Below are 12,324 nucleotides of genomic sequence, written 5' to 3'. Positions count from 1 at the left end.
AGTACCAGCGGCCCCGTCGCGAACGCGGATCGGGCACCAGATCCAGGAAAGACCGCAGGCCAGCGACCTCGCTGACATCCAGTCGGCCCAGCTTCGCCAACACCGGCGGGATGGGAGAAGATACAGCGGCAAGCACGGGCCACCTCGTGATCGTTGAGCTTAGACACCCCAATGATCACGAAGCCCGTGCCTGCTCAGCTATGCCCCCCAACCAGTCACGGACCGACCAACCGCCCACCCCCGGAACTTGGCCAGGCCCTGGACATCGACCACATGGTCCCCCTTGCCGAAAGCTGGGACTCAGGGGCCTCGAACTGGACCGCCGAGCGGCGGGAGGCGTACGCCAACGACCTCGCCGACGCGAGCCTGGTGGCGGTGACGGCCCGCTCGAACCGCAGCAAGAGCGACCAGGACCCGGCGACGTGGTGGATTTCCGCCGAGGGGGCGTCGTGCCGGTACCTGAGTGAGTGGACCGCCACGAAGCTGCGCTGGGGCCTCAGCGTCGATGACGCCGAACTCGCCGCGCTGACCGAGCGCGCCGCCGGCTGCCCGGATGCCACGGTCACCTTCGAGAAGGCGGGCTGACAGCGGCCTGAAGCCCGTGCCCGGCCCTGGCCGTACCCGGCTTCGGGCCGGGCACGATACCGCCTGGAGGAGCCCAGGAGGGATCACTCCGCACGGCGGCGCAGCTCTTCCTTGATCTCCATCGGCAGCCGGGTGGCGTCATCCCGCACGGCCGCCGCCACCTGCTCAACCTTCAACCCCCACGCCTTCGACCGTCACTGATCCAGATCGACAACGAAAGTGCCTACGCCCACCGCCCCTGCGAGCGGCTTGCGGCCTCCTTCGACCCCCGGCCAGACAAGGGCGGCACAGGGAAGTGGACCACCCGATTCGACCGTGCCCCGCTTGGCCCGACGGCCTGGCGGGTCACCTTCGACACCACCACGCCCGTCGAGGTGATACGCGACCTGCACGCCGAGCTTCTGGACCTCTACCTCGAAGACCGCTGCAGCGATCGCGAATGGCTGTCCGATGCCGGCGTGCAACCGCACGAGACGTATGCACCGCTGCTCGCCCGCGGCTGGAGCCATCGCGTGAAGACCGACGGCACCCAGACTTTCCTTGCGCCGGACGGGCTCGCCGGCGTACGGCACCGCTACGCCACCTCCGGTTTCGACGGGCCAACCTGGCGGGTCTGGGGCGGGCCCTACCGCGAGCCGTACTGGCGGGCACGCTTCTCCTACGGGACACCCACCGCTCTCGTCGCCGCCTTCACCGCCTCACTGGTCTCCACCGAACCGCTCAACCGCCCCGTCGAGGGCGTCCCCGTTCAGACCCGTCAACACCTCTACCTCGCCACCGCGGACGTCAAGTCGTCCCCCAGCGAACTGTCTCCCGCCCCGCCTCCGACGGCACCACCCGCAGGCCGGAGTCGATGACCTGACCTCCCTGCCCGGATGATCAAGGAGGGTTCCAGGTCTGTCGCCAGGATCGCAGGCGCCGCTTTCCCTGCCGCGCTGATCGGCTGTGTCGGCGACGGCTGCGCGATCGAGCGCTGACTCAACTGGCCAGCGGGGGTGCTCCAGTTCGGTCCTGTCCCGCGGGCGAGGGCGGTCCGCTGCACAGCGTCCGTCCAGCCTTGGGGCGACGTCCGTCCTCACCGACATCGTTCCGGTCGCATGGGAAGTCCCCGTCCCCCTCGAAATGACATCCGCGGCCAGGTGCGTCACCCACACCCGTGGGTACTCGCAGTACGCTGAAGACCACGGACCACGAGGGGGTGGCGATGGCGTGGCTCGGCAGCCCCTCGGGCGGCTACGTACAGCAGGCTGCTTACCGGGCTCAGACGGCGATAGCGCTCAACCCGGGCCATATGGCCTGGGTGCAGTCAGCGAGCGAAGGACCCAGCCCTACCGACCCTGCCGAGCCCCCCCGTACCATCACCGGCCCGCTCCTGGCACACAGCGACAAGATCGACGCGGCGCTGCGCGACCTCGCGGCGTGCCGTGTGTCGGCTGAACTTGCTGAACTCGTGGATCAGGCACGTCGCCTGCTGAAACCGCTGCTCGACTTGCGACCGGCTTGGATCGCCGTCCACACTTCCCGCCTGGCAGGCCACCGCCTTACCGTGACGGAGCAGGAGCTGGATATGAGTCTCGACTTCGGGGGCCACCTCCTCCGCGGGTGGCAGCACGAGGAGGCAGCGATCAGCGCGGCGGTTTTCGTAGTGCCGCTCCTCGACCGCGTGCACGATGCTCTCATCCCCTACTCGGGAAGAGACGTGACCGTCCGACGCCGGTTAGGGACCTGAACCGCCACGATCCGGGCGCCGCCGGAGCTGGCCGCTGGCAGCGCACGGAAGACCGTCAAGTCCTCTATGAAGGAGGACCTGGCGCCCGCGTTCGCCTAGCCGTCGACCAGGCTGTGCGCCCTGATGGCGCCGTCGTGGCCTACCCCTACGTCGATGTCCCCGACTCGGTGCGGGTACTGGCCGTGCAGCGCGGCCGGATTCCGCTGGTCCGGCAGCACATCTACCTGCACGACGCCGTACTCCAGGATCTCCCGGGCGGATTGATCGACCCCGGTGAGTCCCCACAGGCGGCTGCCCGCCGGGAACTCCTGGAGGAGACAGGTGTATACGCCGCTTGGATGCATCAGCTCGGCACCGTCGTCACTGCCCGCTCGTCCTGCACCGAATCCGTGCATCTCTACCTGGCTCACGCCCTGGAGTCCACAGCGCCGGCCCTGGAGCCGGGCGAGGACGTCACCACCCGATGGAGCAAGTGGTACGAGCTTGTGACGCCCACCGGAGTCGCGGGAGTGCCCGCCGATGCCTCCTCTCTCGCCGCCGTCCACTACACCGACGCCTTGTTCCGTCGCAACTTCGACATCCCTCCTGCTGACGCCTCTCTCGCCTCTGCCGTCCGCGCGGCACAAAGCGCCGTACGAAGACGGCAACCCCGGTGCGACAATCACCTCCTTCTGTGTTGGCTCGATCTCGTACTCGCAGACCTCCCGGAAGGGCTCCCTGTCGTACGCGAAACCGACGAGATCCGGCGCCGCCGCGGATGGAAAGCGGCGTGGCTGCAGACCGAAAGGCATCTGGCCGCCCTCGCAGAGTTACCGTGAGCCGTACGAGGTCGAGCTGCCAACTGGCTGCCGTGGCCCGACCGCTTACCTCAGTCGCTTGAGCCGCTTCCCTTTGTCCGACGCGCTCTCTTTCCACGCCGTGTCCTGCGTGCCCCGTTGCCTGCCTTCGGATCATGCACCGGGACACGGCGTTCGGGTTCGTCGGCGGCCGTGAACTGCAGTTCGCCGCCGGCAGACAGGAAAGATCGCGGAAGGACTGGCCATGTGGGGCACGGGCATGTCAACATCGACGACCCTGCCGAATACCCCAGGTCGGAGAGGTGATTGCTCGTGACCGCGGCGCACGGTGGCAACGATTGTTCGACTAGTTCCCCGGCTGTGCGGCCGGTGAGCGCCCGGAGGTAACCGTCGGCGAACCCATCACCTTGGCGTCCGCCTCCGATAGGGATGCCCCCCAGTCCGCCAAGCGATGATCCCCTTCTTCCTGATGGGCCACCGCCTCGCGCAGGTCGTGCCGTCCGTGGTCGAGACCTGCCGGCACGTCGTCTACCTCGCCGAAGGACGGGACGAAGACAGCCAACTCGGGTATCTGTCACCCGAGGTGGCGGTGGCCCTGGCCTGGCAGGTCCCTGTCCAGCCGCCCCCGTGCCCTGCCGGCGGCACCGCCGGCAGATGAATCGCAACCGACCCCCCATCTGGAGGCGCCCCTGTATTCCGGCTTCCCGCTCGACCCGTCCGATTCGATCAGCGGGCAGGGCGCGTACTGGGTCGGTCCCCGGCATCTGGCCGGAGACGACGGCCTCCTCTACGACACCGTCGCCGACACGCTCGGTGGCCTGGGCTGGACGAGCCTGACGATCGTCCGGGGACGGCAGGAGCCGGACGAGGAGCCGCAGGACCGCCAGGTCCTGCGCAGCACCGTCCTGCACATCAGCCCGGACTCCCTGTGCTGGGCGCAGTGGGTGCTTGCGGACGAGCCGTTCCACCTGGGGGACCTGCCGATCGCCTGGCAGGTCTGCGCCCGTACGGACACCAGCAGCCCGGCCGAGTGGTCGGCATACTTCACGCCCGACGTGCCCGGCGAGGCGGTGGCCGACTTCCTCACCGCCCTCGACGCCCGCCCCCACCCTGCGGTACCGCTTGACCGCCCCGAGTTGGTCCTCGACGCCGTCACCGCACACGGATGGCTCCGCGACGCCGACCAGAGCGCGGGGGCGACCGACCCCACGTTCATCTCGCACGTCAGCCTCGGCGAGGTACCGCCCCTCATCCAGGATGGCGACCCGCGCACCCTGGCCGCCGGACCCGACGAGCCGGGGCCGGACGGTTGGCAGGCGTGGGCCCAGCCCGCACCGGGCGCGCCGTGCCTGTGGGCGGTGTCCTTCTCCGCTTCCGTCCCGCACGACCTCGTGGCCGCGCTCGCCGCCTCCCTCAGCTCAACGGAGTCGGTCCTGCGCCGGGTGGTGCCCGAGGCGACCCGCGAGCGGCTGCTGTGGACGCCCGCCGGCTAGGACACCGGGTCTGGTCGCCGTTCGGTGCCGCTTGTCGTCTTCTGCTTCGGAGGTGGTTTGTTGCTGGTCGCGGGGTGTGACTGGTCGGATCGGTGGCTGGACTTCGCTGTCCTGGACCGGTCGGGGGAGATCGTCGGGGAAACGCGCATCGTCTATGCCGACAGCCTCGACCCCGTTGTCCAGTACCGGGAGTTTCTTGCTTCACTGGGGCGCCGGTGGCGGGCGACGGTGACCGGGATCGAGGACGTGGACCTGCTGTTCGCCCGGGCACTGGCGGCGTCGGGGATGAAGATCGCTCATGTGGACCCCGCCCGCGCCGCCCGGCACCGCGCGGCCCTGGGGTCCGCCAAGTCCGACCGTGTGGATGCCAGGCTGATCGCCTCGATGACCCTGGCGGGGCAGTGTCGTCCGCTCGTTGCCTCCTCGCCGCAGGCGCAGGCGCTGCGGATCGTCGGCCGTGCCCACCGGGCGGCCGTAGCCCACCGTGTCGAAGCCCAGCACGCCCTGCGGGCGGCGCTGATGCGCATCTGGCCGGCTGCCGTATCGGCGTGGCCGACCAGTACTGGCGGGCTGCGCAGTGCTCAGGCACGAGCCGTCCTGGCCGCTGCCCCCACACCCCGGGCCGCAGCCCGGCTGGACCGCACGGCCCTGGCCGCCCTGCTCAGTGCGGCAGGCAGGCAGCGCACAGTGGAAGACGAAGCCGAGAGACTCCACATGATCTTCTGCCGCCCCGTGATGCTCCTCGCCCCCCGCGTCGAAAGCGCCGAGGCCCTGCACATCCGGCACCTGGTCACCGCGCTGGACCAGTCCGTCGCCCGAACCGACGCCCTGCAGCTCGAACTCGATCACCACTACGCCGCCCAGCCGCACCATCACCTGGTGTCCCGCATTCCCGGGGTCGGCCCCATCCTGGGCGCCTACCTGCTGGCGGAGATCGGAGACCGGCCCGTCGAACGGTTCGGCAGCGGACGCTCGCTGGCCGCCTACGCGGGCGTGGCCCCGGTCACCTGGGCCTCCGGCCAGACCGTGCGGGTCTCGTTCCGCCGGGCGTCATCGAAGGACATGCGCGCTACGTTGCACGCGCTGGCCTTCTCCGTGATCAACCACTCTTCGGGGGCCCGAACGTACTACGACCGGCACCGGTCCGCCGGTGATGCGCACACCACGGCGCTGCGGAAGGTCGGTCGCAAGATCATTCTCAGCGTCTACCACTGCATGGCCTCCGGCACGCCGTACCGGGACGCCGTCGCCTTCGGCTACACCCCCGCCGAGGACGGGACAGCCGCGCGTCGGCGGCCAGGGCCGCTGGACGACGGACAGATCGCGCGCGCCCGCGACATGCTCGCCACCCCCGGCAGCACCGTCACCGCAACGGCACGCAGCTTCGGGGTCAGCACACAGACGATCTACCGACACGTCCTCGGCCGCTCCCGGCCACGATGACCGGCTGCCGGCTGCTGGCAGCCGCTCGATGCGAGAGCGGAGGCGTTCACCGTGAGGCGGTGAAGGCCCCCGCTCTCGGTCGGAGCGGGAGAGGCGGGCGGACCGCGGTACGCCCGAATCAATCCCCGGGCCATGAGCCCTTCCGTGGGAATGGCGCCCACGGGCCCCGCCCGCCTCGCCGAAGTCCTACTTACTGCCCCGTCAACCTGGCGCCCGTCGGCGAACCGGCCCCCGTGGCATGCCCTTCGTGACGAGGCCAGCCGTCGCCACAGCGGCGCCGATCACATCCCGCGGCACCCCGGCGTGCACGAAGCCGCAGCCGATGCCGCGATGGCCGAACACGACCCTGCTGGCCGCCGCCGGCCGCCGTCGATGACTGCCCCAGTCCACCTACCGGCCGTACCCGGCCTCAGGAAGGTGACGAAGCGATGACCCTCACCCCTACCGGCGCACGCATCCTCCACGCCCACGACAACGGCGTCGTCACCGGCCACGGCGCCGCCCTTGCCAAGCTCGAAGCCGACGGCCTGATCACCCATCACCGCGGCCCCGGCGGCGGCAGCTACCGGCTCACCGACAACGGACGCGCCGCCCTGGACACCTGGCGACAGGCGAACTCCGGGCGCGGCACCCGCACCGGCCTGCCGACCCTCCCGCCGAAACTCCCCGCGAAACAGCACCAGGCCGTACTCACCGCCGCCCAGCGACCCGACCAGCTCGTCGCCGGTCGCGACGACCGCGCGTACTGGAAAGGCGAGCCGTGGTCCAACGGCCGCACGCTCGCCGCCGTCTACGCCGCCGGTTACGCAGCGCCCTTCCCACAGCCCTGGCACCACGGCGACACCAACTGGGGTATCAGCGTGGGCGGCCCGCTGCACCTGACCCCCGCCGGCCGGAACTACGCCCGACTGCGCGGGAACATTGATGTGCACCGCCGCAAGGTGGTGATCATTAGTGGAGTACGTACTGGTTCCCCGGCGGCTGTTCAGAGGGATCAAGCAGCCTTTCACCAGGTCAATCCCCCAGTCGGAGCCGTCACTCGTTGGTGTGGGATCTCCGCAGTAACTCGCAGAATCTGCGACCTAGCCGCGTAATCTGCGGCTTCGTGGCAGATACCGAGAGTCGCACCCTCACGCTCGTGCCCCCGGCGGGGCCGGCGGATGAGGTACCGGGACCGATCGAGACGGGGCTGGCAGACGTCGTCACCCTCCAGCGGCGTCGCCAGGCCCGGATCTCGGACCAGGACGAGGAGAGCTTCTTCGTCGATACCCTGACCGAATACCAGTGGGCCCGAGACGCGGCCGGCCTCGCGCCGTCGACGATCGACCAACTGGTCAAGCCCGTTATCGAGGTCTGCGACTTCTACGGCACGGTCCCCTGGCAGCTCTCGCCGCGCGAGGTCGACAAGTACTTCGCCGGGCCAGGCAAGCGTGCCCGCTCCACGATGCGCCAGAAATGCAACCACATCGATGCGTACTTCGCATTCCTCGAACAGCGCTACGCGCACGAGATCCTGATGCGCTTCGGGCGCCCGGTGGAGTCGCCGATCGACCCGTTCAACCGGCCCCATCACCGGGGCGACTTCGGGCTGCGCATTCCGCCGTCGCAGGCGGCGATGAAGGACTTCTTCTCCCGCTGGCGGGAACAGCTTCCCTTCGCCCGGAAGTACCTGGTGGCTTGCCGCGACTACGTCATGTCGAAGCTCGCCTACCTGTCCGGTGTGCGGGCGGCGGAGCTGTGCGGGGTGTGCATGGGGGACGTGCACTGGGAGAACGGCCAATGGGGCCGATTCGTCGTGCAGGGCAAGGGGTCGCATGGCTCCGGGCCCCGACCGCGCGAGGCATACATGTTCCGGGAGGGCCGAGAGCTGCTCTGGTGGTATGTCGAGGAGGTACGGGGAGAGTTCGGGGATGATGCCGAGCACCCGCGGGCGCCGTTGTGGCCCTCCGAACGCAGCCCGAAGGCGGTAGCCGCACTGAACATCCCGATCGCGCCGGCACTCCAGCCGCCCGCCTTCCGCCGGCTGCTGCACAACGCGGCAGCCGCGCATCTACGAGGGCCCGTCACCGACCTGTTCCCACACCTGTTGCGGCACGCGTGCGCGACGCACAACTACGAGCGTGGGATGACGTTGTGGGAGGTCCAGCGCGTCCTCGGGCACGACTGGGCGACCACCACGGTCCGGTACATGGCGACCGCCCATGCGGATCCGGAGGATGCGAGCTTGGCGGCCAGCAGCCGCGCGGCCCGGCGGCTGGTGATGGACAAGGGGAACCTTCGGTGAAGTGGAATCTGCGCATGGTGGCCGCCCAGCGCGATCTGTGGCGCCCCACCGAGCTGCTGGAGGCGTTCAAGACGGTGGACTTCACGCCATCGCTGAGCAAGGTCGCCGCGATGTGGAGCGGCAAGCCGGTCACCGTCCGCCTGGACGACCTGGACAAGATCTGTGCCGTGCTGGAGTGCACCGTGGGCGACCTGCTCCAGGCCGAGCCACTCTCGGCCGAGCACGGCCAGACGACGCTGCCCGAGGCCCGGGCGGTCGGCGCTCCCGAACCGAGCACCGGCCCGGTACGCCCCAGCCCGCGTAAGAAGAGCGGCCCGCGCTCGCTGCCGCCGAACTGAGCATGGCGGCTGCGCATGAACCCCGGCAGTGCCGGGAGTGCCTGGGGTGGGGGCCGCTAGGCAGGCAGCGCGTCTGCCACGGCTGCTGCGCGTGGCGCCAGCTTCACGCGCAGCGAGGGCGGTGCCCGCGCTGCCGTCACACCCGGCATCTGAACTCCGACCCGCTGTGCCGAGCGTGTCTCCACGCGGTCCGGCTGGAGAGGGACTCCGAGTGGGTCTCAGCCCCACAGACCTGCCGGCCCCGTGACCTCCAGCTTCTGATGATCTTCTACGGCCTGGCCCCGACGCACGCGCAGCCACTGCGCAAGTACGGCCGGCGCACGGTCGGCGGGCGCGAGCGGCTGCACTGGGTGGAGGCCCGCAACGCCCGTCAGGGTCCTTGCCGCGACGACCCGGCCGTGCTGCCCCCCGTGCTGCGAGGGCAGCTCTCCCTCTTCCCCGTGCGGCATCAGTTGTCCATCCAGGTCTGCCGCCGCATACTGCAACGCCCGTTGGACGGCTACGACGAGCTGGTCGAGCACACCGCCGCCTTCGCCGCGGACACCGGTATCGGCAAGCCGATGCAGCGCAAGCTGGTCGAGATGCTCCGACTTGCCCTCGCCGTCCGCGATGCCGACGGCGACGACCTGGTCGACGAGCGGGTCTTGGGCGACATCCCCAACTTCACCCGCTCGGTGCGAGCGATCCTGCAGCGGGCCGAGATGCTGCGGCCGGAGCCACCGCTTCCGCCCTTCTACCACCCCGCCCCTAGCCTGCGGCCCCGCTCTACCCAGCGCCGCGTTCGACCCCTACGTGCTCCAACACAGCCGGATCCGACTCCGCGGTCGTGCGTGCTCTGCGACTGCTGGTTCACCGCCTCGCGACGGGGCCGGTGCCTGCGGTGCAGTCAGGCGGGCGGGCTCGGCGTCGCGGCGGCGATCTGCGGTCGTTGCCGACGTCCCGCGGGGCCTCTCGTCGAAGGGCGGTGCCGCGGTTGCCGCATTCACATCGCGGTTCACGACCCCGGCGCCGAGCACGAGTCCTTCACCCAGCTCTGGTTCGGCGAACCCCTTCCGACGGGCCTCGCTCTCCTACGCCGCCCTTCCACGTCCGCCGCCACCGAGCACGGCGGACGACCGGTATCGGAGCACCTGGCCGCCCCTGGCCAGGAGACGCTGTTCGAGGCACGACGGGACTGGCGCCAACTCGCCCACACGCCCGCTCATCTGCTGCCGACGCTGACGCCGGCTGCTGAAATGCTGCTGGCCGAACTCGCCACCCAGGCGCAACGGGAACGGTGGGAGAAGGGCCCCGTCACCTCCACCCGACGGACGCTGACCATCCTGCTGTCCTGGCTTGGCGCCAACGCCCCCGTTCGGGAGACCGACCTGCACGACCTGGCCCAAACCAAGGAGCATCTCAGCGCCCGGCGCGCAGCCCGCTTCCTGCACGAGCGCGGTCTGCTCATCGTCGACCCGAACCTCCACCGGGACAGCGACCAAGACCGCGTGGAGCGCGAGCTGGCCGCCTTCCCGGAAACGATCGGCCGCGAGCTGCGCGCGTGGGTGCGCGCTGTCCGGGGCGACGGCAGATGGGAGCGACCCGGGCGCAGCTACCACAGCATCGCCCGCTACGTCGGCGTACTCAAGCCCGTGCTGGACCGATGGATCGACAGCGGCATAGACAGCCTCCGGACCGTCACCCGAGAGGACATCGAAGAGGCCATCGCCACCCGGACGGGCACACCGGCCCGAGCCATCCACATCGTGCTCCGCAACGTCTTCCGTGCCCTTCGCCAGGAACGCCTCATCTTCCGTGACCCCACCCGCGGACTCGTGTTCTCCGGCATCACCACGGTGCCGCCGTCGGTCCCCTCCGACCGGCTGGCCGGACTACTGGACAGCGCTCGCAGCGTCTTCGACCGCGTCGTCATCCTCCTGGTCTGCGTCCACGCGCTGAACGGCACCGATATCCGGCGCCTGCTCCTGTCCGACCTCGATCTACCACGTGAGCGGCTCCTCGTCCGTCGGCCGGGCCGCCGGCACGTCATCTACCTCGACGAGACCACCTACCGCAGCGCCGCGGAGTGGACCCGGGAGCGGCACCGCCGCTGGCCCGCCTCCGCCAACCCGCATCTGCTGATCAACCGCTGGACCGCAGTCGACCCGAACGCGGCAATTACTACCGCCGCGTTGCACGGGACCTTCCAGCACGCCGGGGTATCGATGCAGACCGCGCGCCAGGACCGAATGCTCCACGAAGCCTACGAGACCGAAGACCCGCTGCATCTGATCCGCCTGTTCGGAATCAGCGCAACCACTGCGATGCGGTACATCACCGCGGCCCATCCCGAAAGAACGGCGGGCCGGATTAGGTGAGATTCATGAATGCTCGTGATCGGATATCTGCCGGATTAGCTTCGCCGAATTACGGACGAACTCCCGAACGAGTTGGAGAACCTCGTCGCATTGGTCTCGAACATCGGCCATCCTGCGGCCTCGACGCGTCGTCTTCCCGCGTCCAGAGGGGTCTTCAAGATCCAGTTCGTGGGCAATCTCATTCCGGGCGGTGAAGAACGAGCCGACTTGCGACAACGTGTCATCGGTGATGTCGGTGGCATCTATTCCTAGGGCGTCTCTGACCTTGCTCAGGTCGGAGACCTGTTGAAGACTGGAGCCCGTCAACGAATCGACGTAGAACTCGATCAGTTGGCTTCTCGGATCGCGGTCGATCAGCGCGGCCCTGAATGGCTTTGCTGCTCTCCCCGCGGTGAGCTGGTCGTTCACGAACGCCTTGAACTTTCCCTCGGCGGCCGGGTTGCCGTTCACGAGCACGGGGAGGGCATCACGGAGTAGCCGGCGAAGGCAGGCATCAAGGCCGGACGACGTGAAGACGAGGGCAGCTCGCAGCTGGTCGGTCTGATCGTGCGACAGCCGCCCCCGCGGGTCGCTCTCTTCTGCGGACTTCAACCGAAGGACGTGAAGTGTGTCGAACAGGCCCGAGACGCAGGCGTGAGCACCGACCAGGTACCCCCAAGCTCCCTGGGCCGCGTGGGGGCATCCCCATGGGCGACTACCAAGAGGGGTCAGCTCCAGTTTGACAGTCTTACTGTTTGTTGGCGGCATCTCGCTGTCCCTCAGATCATTCCGACACCCAGAGAGCATTCCTAGCACGGCCTCGGGGAACATCGGTACAGCGGTTGTTCTGAGAACGATCATGGTCAGGGCGTGAGTGCGATGACCCGGTCCCCGTACTCTCGGCGGGCTTTGCGCTGGGCCCGGACCGCGGGGGAGGCCCCGGTCGCCATCGAGCGGCTGGCAGCAGGCGAGGAACTGGCGGTGTACGGCGGGGACGGCGCTGACGCGCAGGGTGTAGCCCTGGCCGCACCGTACGGTCGCCTCGTGGTCGAGCGCGGCGCGCTCGGCGGCCTCCAGTTCAGCGGTGCGGAGGTAGTCGGCGACCTTGCCGGGCGTGTCGAGAGTGTCCGGCAGCTCCGGGGCGGGCGCGACGCGACGGTGTTCGCCGTCCAGGCTCGCACTCGCCGCACCGTGGGCGACGGTGCCGGCGGACCGTACGACGCGGGATGTGGGTCAACCCGGCGTACGGCTGTGCTGCTACCTGGATCTGGGCCAGCCGCTCGACTCGTAAGCGCGTGTTGTCGAGGGGGCTAGCTCCC

Annotated in this window: 12 protein-coding genes and 1 pseudogene; 12 read left to right on the top strand and 1 reads right to left on the bottom strand. The window is 69.4% G+C overall.

What is annotated here, in order from left to right:
- Positions 1-258: 258 nt before the first annotated feature.
- The 11 genes and pseudogenes from B124_RS21130 to B124_RS21080 all read left to right on the top strand — a co-directional run.
- Positions 259-585 (top strand): annotated as a pseudogene (locus B124_RS21130) (HNH endonuclease family protein); the annotation flags it as partial.
- A gap of 140 nt (positions 586-725) precedes the next feature.
- A complete protein-coding gene (locus tag B124_RS21125; protein ID WP_496504461.1) occupies positions 726-1,442 on the top strand; it encodes an SPDY domain-containing protein in 717 nt (238 codons plus the stop codon).
- Positions 1,443-1,789: 347 nt separating this feature from the next.
- Positions 1,790-2,314 (top strand): hypothetical protein, encoded by a 525-nt coding sequence (locus B124_RS21120; RefSeq protein ID WP_496504457.1) that lies wholly within the window; start codon positions 1,790-1,792, stop codon positions 2,312-2,314.
- A gap of 134 nt (positions 2,315-2,448) precedes the next feature.
- A complete protein-coding gene (locus B124_RS21115; RefSeq protein WP_496504456.1) occupies positions 2,449-3,132 on the top strand; it encodes an NUDIX hydrolase in 684 nt (227 codons plus the stop codon).
- Positions 3,133-3,562: 430 nt separating this feature from the next.
- A complete protein-coding gene (locus B124_RS21110; protein ID WP_496504455.1) occupies positions 3,563-3,769 on the top strand; it encodes a hypothetical protein in 207 nt (68 codons plus the stop codon).
- 19 nt (positions 3,770-3,788) lie between these two features.
- Positions 3,789-4,604 (top strand): SPDY domain-containing protein, encoded by an 816-nt coding sequence (locus B124_RS21105; RefSeq protein ID WP_496504460.1) that lies wholly within the window; start codon positions 3,789-3,791, stop codon positions 4,602-4,604.
- A gap of 24 nt (positions 4,605-4,628) precedes the next feature.
- Complete coding sequence (locus tag B124_RS21100) at positions 4,629-6,047, top strand: transposase (RefSeq protein ID WP_496504454.1); 1,419 nt, start codon at positions 4,629-4,631, stop codon at positions 6,045-6,047.
- Positions 6,048-6,475: 428 nt separating this feature from the next.
- Positions 6,476-7,141 (top strand): PadR family transcriptional regulator, encoded by a 666-nt coding sequence (locus B124_RS21095; protein ID WP_496504453.1) that lies wholly within the window; start codon positions 6,476-6,478, stop codon positions 7,139-7,141.
- Between the two features lie 44 nt (positions 7,142-7,185).
- Positions 7,186-8,331, top strand: a complete 1,146-nt coding sequence (locus B124_RS21090; RefSeq protein ID WP_496504459.1) for a tyrosine-type recombinase/integrase — start codon at positions 7,186-7,188, stop codon at positions 8,329-8,331.
- Positions 8,328-8,669, top strand: a complete 342-nt coding sequence (locus B124_RS21085) for a helix-turn-helix domain-containing protein (RefSeq protein WP_496504452.1) — start codon at positions 8,328-8,330, stop codon at positions 8,667-8,669. The genes B124_RS21090 and B124_RS21085 overlap by 4 nt, the downstream gene beginning before the upstream one ends.
- 260 nt (positions 8,670-8,929) lie before the next feature.
- A complete protein-coding gene (locus tag B124_RS21080) occupies positions 8,930-11,026 on the top strand; it encodes a site-specific integrase (protein WP_496504451.1) in 2,097 nt (698 codons plus the stop codon).
- Between the two features lie 3 nt (positions 11,027-11,029).
- Here the strand turns inward: B124_RS21080 and B124_RS21075 are convergent, their stop codons facing one another.
- Positions 11,030-11,866 carry a hypothetical protein gene (locus tag B124_RS21075; protein ID WP_496504450.1) on the bottom strand — a complete coding sequence of 279 codons (837 nt, stop codon included), beginning with the start codon at positions 11,864-11,866 and terminating at the stop codon, positions 11,030-11,032.
- Between the two features lie 253 nt (positions 11,867-12,119).
- Between B124_RS21075 and B124_RS21070 the strand changes: the two genes are divergently transcribed.
- Positions 12,120-12,296: a DUF6207 family protein gene (locus B124_RS21070; RefSeq protein WP_496504449.1), complete on the top strand. Its 177-nt coding sequence runs from the start codon at positions 12,120-12,122 to the stop codon at positions 12,294-12,296.
- Positions 12,297-12,324: the final 28 nt, after the last annotated feature.

The organism is Streptomyces sp. CNP082 (assembly GCF_059570535.1).
The sequence above is the reverse complement of the archived record's forward strand: the minus strand, read 5'-3'. Positions and strand labels throughout refer to the sequence as shown.

Excerpts from the sequence above, each read along its gene's own strand:
- B124_RS21110 (WP_496504455.1), top strand. The coding sequence starts at position 3,563 with ATGATCCCCTTCTTCCTGATGGGCCACCGCCTCGCGCAGGTCGTGCCG.
- B124_RS21120 (WP_496504457.1), top strand. The coding sequence starts at position 1,790 with ATGGCGTGGCTCGGCAGCCCCTCGGGCGGCTACGTACAGCAGGCTGCT.
- B124_RS21080 (WP_496504451.1), top strand. The coding sequence starts at position 8,930 with ATGATCTTCTACGGCCTGGCCCCGACGCACGCGCAGCCACTGCGCAAG.
- B124_RS21095 (WP_496504453.1), top strand. The coding sequence starts at position 6,476 with ATGACCCTCACCCCTACCGGCGCACGCATCCTCCACGCCCACGACAAC.
- B124_RS21075 (WP_496504450.1), bottom strand. The coding sequence starts at position 11,866 with ATGATCGTTCTCAGAACAACCGCTGTACCGATGTTCCCCGAGGCCGTG.